The organism is Streptosporangium sp. NPDC001681, assembly GCF_040298085.1.
Lineage (GTDB): Bacteria > Actinomycetota > Actinomycetes > Streptosporangiales > Streptosporangiaceae > Streptosporangium.
In genome coordinates this window covers 47382-62877 of the sequence record NZ_JBEOZN010000024.1, presented here as the reverse complement: position 1 = coordinate 62877, position 15496 = coordinate 47382, and the positions used below count along the sequence as shown (strand labels likewise).

Here is a 15496-nt window from a genome sequence, read left to right as displayed (position 1 = left end):
TTCCTAATAATTGCCCGCCGGGGCTCGGGCCCCGGCGCCCATCCGAGGAGAGGTCACCCACGAGGGAGCAGGACAGGATGGCGCACACCCCCTTCGACCTGCGGGGAATCCCGCTGGCGCTGCACCTGAACGGTCCCGTCGACACTCCGGCGCTACTGGGCGCGTGCGCCGCCGTGGCCGGCCGGCACCCGGTGCTCGGCCGGGTCAGGGTCACCCGTACGGAGTCGACCCCCGAGGGTTACCCCGGGGTCGCGGCGGCCGAGGCCACCCGCCCGTTCGACCTGGAGCGTGGCCCGCTCGCCCGGTTCACGCTCGTCCGGGTGGGGCCCGAGCGCGTCCGGCTGCTCTTCACCGCGCATGGGCGGGTGTTCGACGCCGGCTCCAAGGACCTCCTGGTCCGCGACCTGGCCGACGCCTACTTCTCGCGTGCGCCCCTCCCGCCGCCGGACGGTACGCCGTCCGCGACGTGCGACCCGGAACGGCCCGACGGTGCCGAGGAGTTCTGGAGGGAGCGCGAGCGCGAGCCCGCAGAACCGGTCCTGCCCGGCCTGCGCGCCGTCCCGCACGGCACCGGCCCCGGTGAGATCGTCGAGATGGTGTTCGGCGCCGCGGAGTCCGGCGCCCTCACCGAGGCCGCCGCGATTCTCGGCGCGACCAGGTTCGAGTTGCTCCTGGCGGCCGTGGGCGTGCTGCTGCGGGGCTACGGCACCGTCGCCTCGCCGCTCGCCCTCGACCTCGGGACCCGCACCTGCCGGACGCGCGAGCGCATCGGGTCGTTCGTCGCGCGGGTGCCGTTCGCCCCGCACCCCGGCCCTGACGAGGAGTTCCCCGCCTACCTGCGCGCGGTCCGGGCCGAGCTCCACGCCATGTACCGGTTCCGGCACGCGCCGCCGGAGCCGCCCGCCTCACCGGTGCTGTTCAGCTACCGCAGGAGGGCGGCCGTCCCGGAGTTCCCCGGTATCGGGGCGGGGGTGGAGTGGACCGTCTTCAACGGGGTGGCCCACGGCGCGCTGCACGTCCAGGCCGTGGACGCGGAGCGGAGTCTCACCCTCGGCCTCCGTTTCAACCCCGCCGTGATCGGTCACGACGACGTGTCCCAGATCGCGGGTCACCTGCGCGCGCTGCTGCGCGCCCTCGCCGCGGAACCCGGCGCGAAGGTCTCGGAACTGCTGGAGCCATCCCGCCCCGAGCCTTCCTAGGCTCGGGGCGGGGACAGGAGTACGGGCGCTCAGACGCCGAGGAGTTCGGCGGCGGCCTGCGCGTTGGCGCGGGCGGCGCCGTAGGTGGCCACGTAGGTCACGCCCTCGGGGCGCCAGATGGGCAGGCCCATCTCGACCACCGTGGTGTCGGGGCGGGCGGCCAGTAGCGCGGAGATCACCGACTTGCTGGCCTCGTAGCGATGGGCGTCCTTGACGACGACGATCAGGGAGCGGCCCGAGGCGCGTTCCAGGATGCCCGGCACGTCGGCGGCCTCCGGCTTGACCCGCAGCACCTCCGCCCGCGGCAGCAGCGGCGTGAAACCCCACGGCACGTCGCCGACCGCGATGGTCGGCGGGGTGTCCACCTCCACCACCAGCGGGTCGACCGGGGGAGGCGCCGAGCCGGTGAGGCTGACCGCGCGGCGGGCGGCGGTGAGGCCGATCACGTCCCGCTCGGCCTCACCCGTGCGGGGCGTGCCGAACCAGGCGCGCAGGGCGGACACCCGCTCGGCGGCCTCCTCCAGGCGGGTCGCGGGCAGCCGCCCGTCCAGTACGGCGGCGACGATCTCGTCCAGGATCCGGTGGACGTCGTCCTCGGTGGGGATCGGGCCGAGGCAGAGCAGATCGGCTCCGGCGGCGAGGGAGAGCACCGAGCCGCCTGCCAGGCCGTAGGTGTCGGTGACGGCCCGCATGTCGAGGGCGTCGGTGACGATCACACCGTCGTAGCCCAGCTCGCCGCGGAGCAGGCCGGTCAGGGTGGCGGGGGAGAGCGTCGCGGGGAGCCCGCCGGTGACGGCGGGGACACGCACGTGCGCGGTCATGATGGACCTGGTTCCGGCCTCGATCGCGGCGCGGAACGGCACGAGCTCGCGCTCGCGTAGCAGTTCGGCGGAGGCGTCGACGAGTGGGACCTCCAGGTGGGAGTCCTGCTGGGTCGCGCCGTGGCCTGGGAAGTGCTTGACACAGGCGGCCACGCCCGCCGACTGCAGGCCGTGTACGGCGGCGACGGTGTGCCGGGCGACGAGCGCGGCCTGAGCCCCGAACGAGCGGGTGCCGATCACCGGGTTGTCCTCGGCGGTGTTGACGTCCGCGGACGGGGCCATGTCCAGGTTGACGCCGCACCGGGCCAGGTCGTCGCCGATGGACCGGTAGACCCGCCGGGTGAGCTCGACGTCGTCCACGGCGCCGAGGGCGGCGTTGCCGGGATACGGGCTGCCGACGTGGTAGGCGAGCCTGGTGACGTCGCCCCCCTCCTCGTCCAGTGAGATGACCGGGTCGCTTGTCTCACGCAGCCGGGAGGTGAGGGTGGACAGCTGCGCGGCGTCGGCGACGTTGAAGCCGAAGAGCGTGACGCCGCCGAGACCGTTCTCCAGCTCCCGCAGGACCCACTCGGGTGCCTCGGTGCCCTGGAACGCGGCGAGCAGAGTGCCGGCCGCGAGACGACGCAGCCCCTGATCGCCGCGATCCGCGATGAGCTCAGACATGGCGGTAGGTGTTCCTTACCTGAGATGTAGGGGAGCGGACATGGAACAAACAGGGCTGGTACGGCTCGCGCCTTGTGGGTGCGAGCCGTACCAGCACCGATGGGGGATCAGCCCTTGACGGCGCCCGCGACGAGCCCGGAGACCATCCGCCGCTGCACCAGGAGAAAGAAGACGATGACCGGGATGGTCATCAGGGTGGAGGCGGCCATGATGCCGCCCCAGTCCACCGCCCGCTGGCTGACGAAGTAGCGCAGCGCCACGGGCATGGTGTAGTTGCCCTGGTCGCCGATCAGCGTCAGCGCGAACACGAACTCGTTCCACGCGGTGATGAACGAGAAGATGCTGGTCGCGACGAGGCCGGGGGCCACCAGCGGGAACAGCACCCGCCAGAAGGTGGCGAACCGGCTCGCGCCGTCGATCCAGGCCGCCTCCTCCAGTTCCTTGGGAACCGCCGCGACGAAGGTGCGCAGCATCCAGATGGCGAACGGCAGCGTCATCGCGACGTTCACCACGACGAGGCCGAGGAGCTGGTCGTACAGCCCGGCCCGCCTGACCATCATGAACAGCGGGATGAGCAGTGCCTCGCCGGGGACCATCTGCACGATGAGCAGCAGGATCAGGAACGAGGTGCGCCCGCGGAAGCGGAAGCGGGCCACCGCGGTCGCCGCCAGCAGCGAGAAGACCGCGCCGATGAGCACGGTGCCGAGGGCCACGATGGAGCTGTTGAGCAGATAGTGCCAGATGGAGTGGCCGGCGATGCCCTCGGTGAAGACCCGCCGCACGTGTTCGAGCGTGGGATCGGTGGGGAAGGGGATGAAGTCCGTCGTGAAGATCTGCTGCCTGCTCTTGAAGGCGGTGCTCACCATCCAGTAGACGGGGAAGACCGCGAACAGGAACACCAGGATGGCCGCGGTGTTCAGGCCGATGTTGCCGAGTCGCTTACGCTGCCGGAGATTTCCCCGCGGCCCGCGTCTGCCGTACGTCGTCATCGCACGTCCTCCGTCTTCACGATCTGGCGGACGTAGAAGAAGGTGATGAAGAGCAGGATCAGCGTCAGCACCACCGCGATGGCCGCGCCCATGCCCATCTTGGGCGGCGCGCTGAAGGCCTGGGTGAAGGCGAACAGCGACAGGTTGAACGCCTCCCGGTTGGAGGTGCCGCCCGCCAGCACGAACAGCTGGGTGAAGACCTTGAAGTCCCAGATCACCGAGAGCACGGTGAGCACCGCGAAGACCGGCTTCAGCAGCGGGAAGGTGATCTTCCAGAAGATCCGCCACGCGGAGGCGCCGTCCACCCTGGCCGCCTCGTACAGCTCCTTGGAGATGCTCTTCAGCCCGGCCAGCACCGAGACCGCGATGAACGGGAACGACGCCCAGACCACCGCGATGATCAGCACCAGGTAGATGGTGAACGCGTCGTTCAGCCACGGCTCGCCGGTCCAGTCGGAGCGGCCGAACAGCAGGGAGGAGAACCAGTCGGGCAGCGCGTTGAGCGCCCAGTTGATGACCCCGGACTCCGCGTCGAACAGCCAGCGCCAGATGATCGCGGTGGCGATCTGCGGGGTGGCCCAGGCGGCCATGATGCCGATGATCAGGAAGGTCGACATCTTCTTGCCCAGCTTGTGCAGGAGCAGGCCGACCAGCGTGCCGAGCAGCAGGGTGAGCGCCACCGTGACGACGGCGAAGACCACCGTGTTACGCAGCGAGGTCCAGAACAGCTCGGACTCGATGAGCTTCTGGTAGTTCTCCAGGCCCACGGACTCGGCCGGTACCCCCCGGATCTGCCGCAGTCCCACGTTCTGGAAGGACATGACGACCATCTGGAAGAGCGGGTAGAGCAGCAGGCCCGCGATGACGATCAGGCCGGGGACGAGCAGCGCGTAGGGGACCACCCGGACGGGCAGCCCGCCGGACCTGCGCGGGGGCGTGGCGCCTCGGTGCCCCCGCGCCGGGACGGAGGGGGAGCCCCCGTCCCGGGCGATGGTTGAGGTGTTCGCCATGACTACTGGTTCAGGATCTCTTCGAGTTCCTTGTTGGCGTCGGCCAGCGCGGTGTCGACGTCCTTCTTACCCTCGATGACCGAGCGGGCCGCGCTCTGCAGGACCGCCTTGGTGTCGTTGGCCTCGGCCCAGTTGGTGTCGTTCGGGAAGCCCTTGGCGACCTTGAAGGTCTCGGCGAACGGCGCCTGCACCGGGTCGGACGCGTACTCGGTCAGAGCCTCCGGGTAGAGCGGCAGCAGGCCACCCTCCTTGGCGTAGCGGGTGCCGAACTCCTTGCCGGCGGCCAGCTTGACGTACTCGGCGGACAGTTCGAGGTTCTTGGTGTCCTTCCAGATGGCGATGTCGTTGCCGCCCTGGAAGGCCGGGGCCGGGCCGCTGCCGTCCTTGGCCGGGAGCGAGAAGAAGGACATCTTCGAGTCGTCGACCTTGCCGCCGCTCTGCTCCTTGATCGTGGTGATGTCCCAGCCGCCGGTCACGTACATGCCGACCTTGCCGTTGGCGAAGCGGGTCGCGATGTCCACCGAGTTCTGGGTCAGCGCGGACTTGCGCGAGACGCCGTGCTTGGTCACCAGGTCGGTGTAGTACTGGAAGCCCTCCTTGAACCCGGGCTCGGTCAGCTTGCCGACCCACTTGCCGCCCTCGAACGCGGCGAAGTCGCCGCCGGCCGACCAGACGAACGGGGAGAGCGACATGTTGGCGTCGGAGCCGCCGTTGAAGGCGAAGCCGTCGACGTCCTTGCCCTTCTTGGCGACGATCTTCTTGCCCGCCTCGACGAGCTCCTCCCAGGTCTTGGGCACCTCGATCTTCAGGTCCTCGAACCAGTCCTTGCGGTAGAGGACGGCGCGGGTGCCGCCACCCCACGGGGCGGCGTAGATCTTGCCGTCCACCGTCTCGTAGCCCCACAGGTTCTGCGGGATCTGCTGGAAGTCGGGGGCGGCCTTGACGATGTCGGTGATGTCGGTCAGCGCGTCCTGTGCCACCCAGGCGGCGACCTGGTCGTTGCCGAACTCGGTGACGTCGGGGCCCTCGCCGCCGGCGAGCGCGGCGGTCCACTTGGCCTGCGCGTCGGGCCACGGCACCCACTGGAGCTTGACCTCGGCGCCGGTGGTCTCCTTGAACTTGGCGTTCAGGTCGCCCATGAGCTTGTTCTGCTTCTCGTCCGGAGCGCCGAGGCGCCAGACGGTCAGGGTCTGACCTGCGAACTTGGGTCCGGACGCGGCGGGTGCCGACGCGTCGGAGCCGGCGGCCGGGGTGGCGGGCTCGCTGCTGCCACACGCGGCGAGACCCAGGGCGAGGGCGGCCGTGGTGGCCGTCGTGGTGGCGATTCTCGCGAACTTCACTGGAGTTCTCCCTTTCAGGCTTTCGCCGGAGTTTGCGCTCATCTGTTATGGCCGGGGTCCCCGCGACCCTCTGCACTCACTGGGAGCTGTCGGAACTGTCACAACCCGCGGTCCCGATCACTTGCCTGCGGGCTGGCTAGGGATAAACTAACAAGAAACTTTCTTAAAAGAAACGATCGTTAGCGGATCGTGACGGGAAGGACGGCCTTGTCCACACGCCCGGGGACCCCCCGGTTGCTGCGCCAGCTCAACGACCGCGCGGCGCTGGAGCTTCTGCTGTCCAGCGGCCCGCTGACCCGGGCTGAGCTGGGAGAACACACCGGGCTCTCCAAGGTGACCGCGGGTCAGCTGCTCGCCAGGCTCCAGGAGCGAGACCTTGTCGCGGTGGTCGGCGAGCAGGCCGGCGGGCGCGGCCCCAACGCCGCGCTCTACGGGGTGGTGCCCTCCTGCGCGTACGTGGTCGGGCTTGACGTGCTCCCCGACCGGATCAGCGCCGGGATCGCCGACATCACCGGCACACTCGTCGCCGAGGTCTCGGCCGACCCCAGCGGGCACGACGATCCGGTACGGCTGGTGCGCGGTGCGGTCGGTCAGGCGTGCGGGGCCGCGGGCATCGGCGCGGACCGGCTCCGCGCCTTCGTGATCGGCACCCGGGGCGTCGTCGACCCCGGCACCGGCGACGTGCGGTTCTCCTTCGACCTGCCCTCCTGGCACAACGGCGTGCTCGCCGAGCTCCGTCGCGACCTCGGCGTCCCGGTGACGATCGAGAACGACGTGAACCTGGCCGCGCTGGCCGAGCGTGCGCACGGCGCGGCGCTGGGCGTCGACGACTTCGTGCTCGTCTGGGCCGGGGTCGGCCAGGGGCTCGGCGTCATGCTGGGCGGGCGGCTGCACCGCGGTTTCACCGGCGGCGCGGGTGAGATCGGCTGGCTTCCCGTCCCGGGCGAGCCGCTCCCCACCGACGTGAGCGAACCCCAGTCGGGCTCGTTCCAGCGCCTGGTCGGCGGCGACGCCGTGGCCGGGCTCGCGAGCGCCTACGGCATCGGTTCCGCCGCCGACGCGACTCCGGTGGGGGAGCGGGTCCGTACGGCCGTCGCGGAGGGTGCCGAGGCCTTTCTGGACGAGTTGGCCGGGCGGCTGGCGGTCGGCGTCGCCGCGGTCGCCGTGGTCCTGGACCCCGGGCTGATCGTGCTCAGCGGCGACGTCGGCAGGGCGGGCGGGGACGCGCTCGCCGCCAGGGTGCAGGATGCCGTGGCCCGGGTCTGCCCAAGCCAGCCCAGGGTCGTGGTCTCGCGGGTCAGGGGCAACCCCGTGCTGCGCGGCGCGCTGGTGTCGGCGCTGCAGCAGGCTCGGGAGCAGGTGTTCTCCGACACCGTCTGACGTTACCGTCTGACGTTCTTCCGCCTGGAGGACGCCGGCGGCAGATCCGTTCTCGATCCTCGCGGGTTCCCTGCCGGACGACGACACCGGACGACGACCCCGGACGACGGCGGAGGCCGGCGGGGTTCCGGAGCGCGGCTCTACCGGGAAGGCCGAAGTTGACGATCCGCAGACCGGCCCATGACCCCTTCTGGAGGACTGGGTCTCCAACCGGCAGGTGTTTGGTGAAGAATTGTCGTCATGCGTGACATCGTGCTGATCTCCGACGCCCGAGTCGCCTCGATCCCCGTCGAGGAGTCCGGTGAGCCCTTGGTCGACGTGCGGGGGCGGTTGGAGACGGACGGGCGGCTCGCCGACGCCGAGGGGGCCTTCGCCCACCTGCGGCTCGGGCTGCTGGACCGGCTGGAGAAGGCGCAGGCGCAGCTTCCCGGGGGATACCGGCTGCTGGTCGTGGAGGGCTACCGGCCACTGGCGACCCAGAAAAAGATCTTCGATGACTACTCAGCGGAGCTGCGGGCGACATTTCCGGAAATGTCGCCCGCGGAGCTCCGGAGTGCGGCGAGCCGCTACGTCTCGCCCGTCGAGATCGCCCCGCACACCGCGGGAGCGGCGGTCGATCTGACCCTGTCCGCCGAGGACGGGACCGAGCTCGACATGGGCACCCCGCTCAACGCCACCCCCGAGCAGAGCGGCGGCGCCTGCTACACCGAGGCCCCCGGCCTGTCGGCCGAGGCCCGGCACCACCGCAAGATCCTCGGCGCGGCCCTGGAGGCGGTCGGCCTGGTCAACTATCCCACCGAGTGGTGGCACTGGTCCTACGGCGACCGCTACTGGGCCATGACCACCGGCGCCCCCTGCGCCGTCTACGGCCCGACCTCCACCTGACCACGGCCACTCGCCCGTCCGGCCGCGATCCGCCCCGCCGTCGAGGAACCGTTCTCGCAGCTCACCGCAGACGAACGCCGGATCCTCGATCTCATCGCGGCGGGGTTGTCCAACCGCCGGATCGCCGAGCGCCTGGCCCTGTCACCGAAGACCGTCCGCGACGACGTGTCCGACGTCTTCGCCAGGCTCCAGGTCGCCGACCGCGCCCACGCCGTCATCCGAGCCCGCGAAGCGGGCCTCGACCGCCGGGTCGGAGCGTCCGGCGTCGACGGGAGCGGCGTCAGGGACGGACCGCGCCGAGGAGCCGGCCCCACCAGTAGTCGTCGAGGTCGACCACTTTGATGATGTCGCCGGTCCGCGGGGCGTGCACCATCTTGCCGTTGCCCGCGTACATGCCCATGTGGCCCAGCCCCTTGCTGAAAAGCAGGTCACCGGGCTGCAACCGGTTCAGATCCAGGGGTACCCGTCTGTTGGCCCCCCAGCTCCACTGCTCCCAGGTGGTGCGGGGGATGCTGACCCCGGCGTTGCGCCAGGCGGTTTGCGTCAGGCCTGAACAGTCATACGATCCCGGCCCCTCCCCGCCCCACTGGTACGGCTTGCCGATCTGCGCGTAGGCGAACTGCAGAGCGGTCCTCGCGTTGCCGGAGGCCGAGCCGGTGTAGGTGATGCCGGCACTGTTGGGGTCGCCGACCCGGAAGGCGCCGAGCCTGCGCAGCAGCTTCGTCTGCTCGGCGATCAGGCGCTTGGTCCTGGTCCTTTCCGCGGCCAGCGTGTCTCGCGCCTTGTCCGCTTCGGTCAGCGCGTCCTTGGCCTTGCCGTGCTGCAGTCTGAGGGCTCGGGTGGCGGTGTCGAAGGTACGCAGCGACTCCGCGTGCCCGGCCGATATCTGGTCGACCGCGGCCATGCCGCTCAGGAGCGAGCGTGGGTCGTCGCTGGAGATGAGCCCCGCCCCGCCGCTCAGCCCGCCGGTCTGGTAGGTGCTGACGGCCAGCGTGACGAGGTTGCGGCGCAGGGCGTCGACTGATTCGCGCTGCTGACCGTAGGCCTTGTTCAGCTTGTCGTAGTGCTTCTTGGCCTTCTTCCAGCGCTCGTTGGCCAGGTTGTAGCGGTCGACGATCTTGCCGGCCTGGTCATTGAGCTTCGCGAGTTTCGCCCTGGCCTGGGAGAGGCTGGGCTGTGGCTCGGCGACCGCTCCGTCGAGAGGTGACAGCAGGACGGCGATCACGACTCCCGCCGCCACAGGTATCCGTCTGACTCGCACCGGCATGCCTGCAACGGCCACTGTGTGATGCCTTTCCTTGTCCCGATGTCGGGCGAAATGCTACAGAAGCAGCACAGGCTATTCACCCTTTACTCCGTATTTCCGCATCGGTGCGAGACGATCATGCTTGGCGTCCGGGCGGGGCTGTGGATCCGCCCGCGATGCGCCCTGTCGCACGTTCGCTGCTCAACACGGATTTTCGAAGCTTGCTCGGGGGCCTCGCCGGCTGCCGGCCCGCCTGAGGGTGAGAGGTCGTTGGGCGAGCAGGATGACTATCGGCCGTAGTAGAAGGCACTCTATGTCGTGCCGGGCAGCCGAGTGTGTGCGGTCGGTGCGTTGGGGGATGAACCGGCCTCGGCGGTGTCTCATCAGCCTGTGTCGGCTCGGCCGGGTGTCAGGACGGCGGCCACGAGGGCCGCGGCGACCGCGGTGACCGCGGCGAGGATATAGCCGCTGGTGAACCCCGAAAGCGTGTCCCCGATCAGGCTGGCCGCTGCGACGCTGGAGATGGCGGCGGCTCCGATGGAGGCGCCGAACTCGTGGAATGTGCTGACGATGCCGGAGGCGATGCCGGATTCGTGCGGGGCCACCTGGCCCAGAGCGGCCGCTGACGCGACGACGAAGAGTGCGCCGGCCCCGGCGGCTGCGAGCGCCGTGCCCGCCACCACGGTCGCGGTGTGCATCGACAGGGCGGGCACGGTCATGCCGATCGCGGCGATGAGCAGCCCGGTCACGGCGAGCCGGCGCGCTCCCGCCCTGGCGATGGCCCGGCCGGTGAGGTTGGCGCCGAGCATCGTCGCCACCGCGACCGGGAGGAAGAGCAGGCCGGTCTGCAGAGCGCCGAAGCCCTGCGCGTGCTGGAAGTAGAAGGTGCCGAGGAAGAACACCGCGATCATCAGCGCCGTTGCCATCATGATGAGGAACGTGCCGGTGGCCACCGGGCGCCGGGCCAGCAGCGTGAGATTCATCAGGGGTGACCTGGCGGTCTTCTGCCTGGCCACGAACATCAGGTAGCCCATCACGGCCGCCGGCAGGAGCCACCCGGTCGTGGCGGTGAGCCACCCGTGGTCTCCGGCGCGGGTGATCGCATAGATCAAGGCGCCGGACGAGGCGGTGACCAGCAGTGCACCGGGCACATCTAGCCGGGGCCGAGGCGCGGCCACGGCCTGGTGCGGCAGCATCCGGGCAAGAGCGGTGAGGATCAACAGCCCGATGGGCACGTTGACGTAGAAGACCCATGGCCAGCCCGGGCCGGCGGTGAGCAGCCCTCCCAGCAGCACGCCGAGGGCCGCGCCCCCACCGCCGAGCGCGGACCAGACACCGAGCGCCTTGTTCCGCTCGTCACCGTCGAACAGGGTCACCACCAGCGACAGGGCCGACGGGGACAGCAGCGCCGCGCCGAGTCCCTGCGCGATGCGGCCGCCCAGCAGCATGCCGGCGGAGTCGGCGAACCCGGTCACCAATGACGCCGCCGTGAAGATCAGCAGGCCGGCGAGTACCACTCGCCTGGCCCCGATCAGGTCGGCGAGTCGCCCGCCCAGCAGCATCAGGCCGCCGAACGTCAACGTGTACGCGCTGACCGTCCACGTCAGCGCCTCGCGACTCAGGCCCAGGTCGGTCTCGATGTGGGGGAGCGCGATGGCCACGACGGTGACGTCGAGGATCAACATCAGCTGGGCCACACCGAGGAAGGCCAGGATGCGCCATCGCGACGGATGGGCCGGCCTGTCCTGTGGAGATGGTTCGTGGATCTCATGCTGCGTCATCGAGGGCCTCCGGCTAACTCGTATGCCAATGTACGACTTCGAGCCGTGAGAGTAACACGTATATCTCCGTACGAGTTAGAGTGGTGGCATGCCTACCGTCTCTGCCGGTCCGCGCCGGCGCGCGGACGCCGAACGCAGCATCGCCCGCATCGTCTCCGCAGCACGCAAGAGCCTGAGCAGCGATCCGGACGCGAGCGTCGACGACATCGCCAAGGCCGCGGGAGTGGGCCGGATGACGCTGTACGGCCACTTCCGCACCCGGGCGGAACTCGTCGAGGCCGCCCTGGTCGACGCCCTGCGCGCCGGTGAGGAGGCGTTGTCGTCCATCGATCTCACCGGGGACGCACGAGAGGCCCTGGACCGATTGCTCGGCTCCAGCTGGTCCCTGGTGGCCGAGTCCATGGCGTTGCTGACCGCCGCTCAGAAAGCTCTTCCCGCCGGGCGCGTTCGTGAGTTACACGCCGCCCCCGCGCAGCGTGTCGAAGAACTCATTCGCCGTGGCCAGGACGACGGCGTGTTCCGCATCGACCTGCCGATCTCCTGGCTGGTCAATGTCCTGCACTACATCCTGAAAGGCGCCGCGGAGGAGAGTCGCACCGGGAGCCTGGAGAGGGGGGATGCCGCCCGCCTCGTCATAGCGACGGCGCAGTCGATCCTGGTCGCCTCCCCACCGGACTTTCACACATCACCGAGGTAGCGCCATCGCGTAGACCCCGCTCTCACCCAGATGTCCTGTCGTTGCCATGTCCTTCGCCTCGCGACGTACCACCCGGCCGTTCCTCGCCGCGGCGGGATCCGCGGGACCAGTACACCTAGGGTGTGGGGGTCCGCCAGCGCAGTGGGCCGTCGGGAGTGGTGCCGATCAGGCGGCCGGCGTGGGCGGTGAGGGTGGTGCTCCCGGCGGCGGAACACAGGTCGGCCCACTCGCCGGGTCCCGGCAGTGGCAGCCGGGTGCGGACGCGATCGGCGCTGTCGACGGCGTAGAGGCGGCCGTTCATGGCGGTCATGGCCACCGCGCCCGTCGGCCCGCCCGCGAGTCCGCCCGTGCTCTCGTCGGCCGGGATCCACTCCGCGGTGTCCGGGGGCAGGTACCAAAGCCCGCCGGCGGCGGTGACGGCCCACAGGTCGCCGTCCACCAGGGCCAGCCCCACCCCGCCCGGCGGGGCGTCGCCGAGCGTGACCCAGGGGGCCCGCGTGCCCGGGTCGCGGTAGACGAGACGGCCGTCGCCGGTCAGCCCGTACAGGCCGACGGGCCTGGTGCCGGACGCCTCGCGCGGGGTGGCCATGGCCACGACGCCGCCGCCCGAGTCGATGCGGCGCCAGCGCAGGTTCTGGCCGCAGACGTCCCTGCGGTACAGCGCGTCGTCGGTGCCCACCCCGTACAGCCGCGAGTCGCACGCGGTCAGCGCGCGGATCGAGCCGCCGGGGCCGATCACCTCCCAGCCGGAGACGCGGCGGGAGAGCCGGTCGAGCACGTTGCGGGTGATCCGCTCCACCGCCGGGTCGTGCAGGGTGTTTCCCCAGTTCACGGTGGAGGCGGTGAACACGGTCCCGGCGCCGAGGCCGAAGACGCCCATGGTGGCCATGCCGCCCTGACCGTACCGGTGCCAGTGCCGCAGGTCGGCGGTGGCCAGGATGACGAAGGACGGCGGGGTGCCGTCGCGCCCGGTGGCCACCGGCACGCCGTCCACCTCGGTGAAGTCGCAGGCATCGGTCTCGTAGCCGATGGCGCCCCTGCCGAACGTGTCGCCCTCGCCCAGCTTGGTGCCCTCGAACACCCAGTGTTCGGGGAAGCGGACCGTGTAGGACTCCTCGTGCATGAGCCGCATGTACGGACCCCAGGTCCCCGCGCCGTGCCGGAAGCTGACCCCGGTCAGGCTGTTCTCCGGACGGTTCACCGGCGCGCTGGACCACTCGACGGTGGTGAGGGCGGGATTCACCGTGGCCATCGGATCGGCGACCGCGTCGCGGTAGCAGACCATGGTGCGCCCGTCGTCCTCCAGCCGGAACTGCCACCAGCAGGTGTTGCCGGAGAAGACGGCCAGGTTTCCACCCCGGCCGACGAACTCCTCGACGCTGTCGCGCATCCCCGCCGACCAGTACTCGTCGTGCCCGCTGACCATCAGCAGCCGGTAGCCGGCCAGCAGTTCGCGCCCGGAGTGCAGGTCCAGGGCGGAGCAGTAGTCGACGTCGTATCCGGCGGGACCCAGCCAGCGGATCATGCCCTCCTCCCAGCGCTCGGGCGGCGGCCCGCCGCCCGGCCGGTCGAAGGAGACGCGCGAGGCCCGGGTGGCCTGCTCGGTCCAGTAGATGGACTCGCCGGGGATGCCCGCCCGGTTGTACGCCTGCCAGGTCGGGAACGGGATCGACAGCAGGATCGGCGAGCCGGCCCTGGCGGCCCGTACGACGAAGTAGACCTCGCAGACCCCCTCGTCGGCGGTGAAGATCGCGCGGTAGAGCGAGCTGGGCCAGCCGGCGGAGACGTCGAGCGTCCAGGACGGGCCGGTGAACTCCCCTTCGAGCACCGCCAGGTCCGTGGCCACGTCCTCGATCAGCACCGAGCCGCGCAGCGGGGCCCGGGAGGCGCGGGCGAGGTGGAAGCGGAGTGAGCCGCCCTGGACGCAGGACGTCGACTCGGCGTAGGCGTGGACCGTCATCGGGCTCCGGTTCCGGGCAGGAGGCCGGGCGGTGGGCGCCGGCCGGGGTGGGCGTGGACCGTCATCGGGCACCTCCGGCGGGGAGCACCCGGGTTCTGGTCCGGGGAAGGAAGTGGCGGAGGAGTCAACCGACGGGCTCCAGCACCTCGCGGAACGCGGCCTCGACCAGCAGGGACTCCAGATCGAGGAGATAGCGTTCCATCGCGGGGCGGGACAGGTGGCGGGTGTCGGCGGTGAGCGAGACGCCCAGCCCGCCGGGCTCGCCGGTCACGTGCAGGCAGAACCGGCAGTTGAGCCTCTCCTGGCTGAGCGGCCAAGAGAGGGTCGTCTCCGCCAGCGCGTCCCGCACGGTCCGCTCGTCGGGGGAGGCGTCCACCTGGTCGGCGAAGCGCATGTCGTTGAAACAGCAGTACGGGTGGATCGGGGTGCCCCGCTCCCGGCTGATCCGCTCGGTGATCCCGTCCCGCTCGGCGGGGTCGTGGTAGGCGGATCGGTAGGCGCGCAGCGCGGCGGGCTTGGCCGCGCGCAGCAGTTCGGTGAAGTCGCCCCGGCGCAGGTCCAGCACGAACAGGCCCTCCTGGGAGAGCGTGGTGACGGCGCCGGCCGTGTCGCCGCGGAAGCGGTTGCCCACGATCGGCAGCATCGCGCACACGTCGTGGTCGTTCACCTGCCCGGCCAGTACCGACGCGGCGGTCAGCAGGACCGTCGAGGTGCTCGTGCCGCGCACGGCGGCGATCCGTCGCACCGCCAGGTCCATCGCCCGCGAGACGAGTCGCGCCCGCCAGATCGGCGGATCCGCGGGTACGTCCTCGCGCCGGTCGAACATGGTCGGCGGAATGCGCCGGTACTCGCTCTCCCAGTGTTCGGCGGCGATCCTCGCGACCTTCAGACCCCGCTCGGAGCCCTGCCAGCGGGCCAGATCCAGCGGTGAGGGCGGGGGCGGGCCCGGCAGGGAGCCGCGCAGCAGGAGCAGCCGCAGGTCCGTGACCGCCACCTCGGCCCCGAGGCCGTCGGCGGCCAGATGGCAGAAGACGAGCACGATGTGGGTGACCTCGCCGCGCTCGACGACGAGCCCGATCCGCAGCGGCCACTCGTTCCCGTAGTCGAAGGCGGTCTGTGCCAGCGTGTCCCGCAGCCGCTCGGGGTCGCCCTCGGAGACGGTGACCGGGACGGCCCCGGTGGTCTCCAGCACCTGCCACGGCTCCGTGCCGCCGCCTCCGTACCCGTGAGCCTTCGCGGGGTCTTGAAGGTACGGTCGCGCGGTTCCGTACGGGGGCTCGCCCAGCCTGGTGCGCAGCGACTCGTGCCGTTCCACCAGCGCGCGCAGCACCTCGGCGGCCCGCGCCACGGTGAGCGGTCTGGCCCGCCGGGGCACGGCGAGCACCCGGCCGAAGTTGAAGTAGTGGTCGTCCGGCGCCGTCCTTTGGATCGTGTCCCAGATGGCGCGCTGCCCCCAGGTCAGCGGTGCCGTCCCCGATCGGTTCCCCGAGAACCGGATGTCCATGTGCTCCCCCTGTTGTAGGAG

Annotated in this window: 13 protein-coding genes; 5 read left to right on the top strand and 8 right to left on the bottom strand. The window is 70.8% G+C overall.

The features are described from left to right. The first annotated feature begins 77 nt into the window (after positions 1–77). Entirely contained in the window at positions 78–1199 is a 1122-nt protein-coding gene (locus tag ABT130_RS14090; protein ID WP_350955646.1) for a condensation domain-containing protein, read from the top strand. Between the two features lie 29 nt (positions 1200–1228). On the opposite strand, the gene ABT130_RS14085 is transcribed toward ABT130_RS14090, so the two are convergent. The 4 genes from ABT130_RS14085 to ABT130_RS14070 all read right to left on the bottom strand — a co-directional run bounded on the left by ABT130_RS14085 (position 1229) and on the right by ABT130_RS14070 (position 6022). Beyond that, complete coding sequence (locus ABT130_RS14085) at positions 1229–2683, bottom strand: glycoside hydrolase family 3 protein (protein ID WP_350955644.1); 1455 nt, start codon at positions 2681–2683, stop codon at positions 1229–1231. 107 nt (positions 2684–2790) lie between these two features. Further along, positions 2791–3672, bottom strand: coding sequence for a carbohydrate ABC transporter permease (locus tag ABT130_RS14080; protein ID WP_350955642.1), 882 nt, complete (start codon positions 3670–3672; stop codon positions 2791–2793). Next, positions 3669–4682 carry a carbohydrate ABC transporter permease gene (locus tag ABT130_RS14075; RefSeq protein ID WP_350913096.1) on the bottom strand — a complete coding sequence of 338 codons (1014 nt, stop codon included), beginning with the start codon at positions 4680–4682 and terminating at the stop codon, positions 3669–3671. The genes ABT130_RS14080 and ABT130_RS14075 overlap by 4 nt, the downstream gene beginning before the upstream one ends. Before the next feature lie 2 nt (positions 4683–4684). Continuing rightward, a complete protein-coding gene (locus tag ABT130_RS14070; RefSeq protein WP_350913098.1) occupies positions 4685–6022 on the bottom strand; it encodes a sugar ABC transporter substrate-binding protein in 1338 nt (445 codons plus the stop codon). Positions 6023–6229: 207 nt separating this feature from the next. Between ABT130_RS14070 and ABT130_RS14065 the strand changes: the two genes are divergently transcribed. The 3 genes from ABT130_RS14065 to ABT130_RS14055 all read left to right on the top strand — a co-directional run bounded on the left by ABT130_RS14065 (position 6230) and on the right by ABT130_RS14055 (position 8629). Beyond that, on the top strand, positions 6230–7402 hold the full coding sequence (locus ABT130_RS14065) for an ROK family transcriptional regulator (RefSeq protein ID WP_350913100.1): 1173 nt from the start codon (positions 6230–6232) through the stop codon (positions 7400–7402). 240 nt (positions 7403–7642) lie between these two features. Further along, on the top strand, positions 7643–8287 hold the full coding sequence (locus tag ABT130_RS14060) for a M15 family metallopeptidase (protein ID WP_350955640.1): 645 nt from the start codon (positions 7643–7645) through the stop codon (positions 8285–8287). A gap of 27 nt (positions 8288–8314) precedes the next feature. Beyond that, a complete protein-coding gene (locus ABT130_RS14055) occupies positions 8315–8629 on the top strand; it encodes a response regulator transcription factor (RefSeq protein ID WP_350955673.1) in 315 nt (104 codons plus the stop codon). Here ABT130_RS14055 and ABT130_RS14050 read toward each other — a convergent pair. Further along, positions 8568–9527: a C40 family peptidase gene (locus tag ABT130_RS14050; RefSeq protein ID WP_350955638.1), complete on the bottom strand. Its 960-nt coding sequence runs from the start codon at positions 9525–9527 to the stop codon at positions 8568–8570. The two genes, ABT130_RS14055 and ABT130_RS14050, sit on opposite strands and share 62 nt — an antisense overlap. 389 nt (positions 9528–9916) lie before the next feature. After that, positions 9917–11314 carry an MFS transporter gene (locus ABT130_RS14045; protein WP_350955636.1) on the bottom strand — a complete coding sequence of 466 codons (1398 nt, stop codon included), beginning with the start codon at positions 11312–11314 and terminating at the stop codon, positions 9917–9919. 88 nt (positions 11315–11402) lie between these two features. Between ABT130_RS14045 and ABT130_RS14040 the strand changes: the two genes are divergently transcribed. Further along, positions 11403–12011: a TetR/AcrR family transcriptional regulator gene (locus ABT130_RS14040; protein WP_350913109.1), complete on the top strand. Its 609-nt coding sequence runs from the start codon at positions 11403–11405 to the stop codon at positions 12009–12011. Between the two features lie 115 nt (positions 12012–12126). Here the strand turns inward: ABT130_RS14040 and ABT130_RS14035 are convergent, their stop codons facing one another. Continuing rightward, on the bottom strand, positions 12127–13971 hold the full coding sequence (locus ABT130_RS14035) for a N,N-dimethylformamidase beta subunit family domain-containing protein (RefSeq protein WP_350955634.1): 1845 nt from the start codon (positions 13969–13971) through the stop codon (positions 12127–12129). 124 nt (positions 13972–14095) lie between these two features. Next, a complete protein-coding gene (locus tag ABT130_RS14030; protein WP_350955632.1) occupies positions 14096–15475 on the bottom strand; it encodes a condensation domain-containing protein in 1380 nt (459 codons plus the stop codon). Positions 15476–15496: the final 21 nt, after the last annotated feature.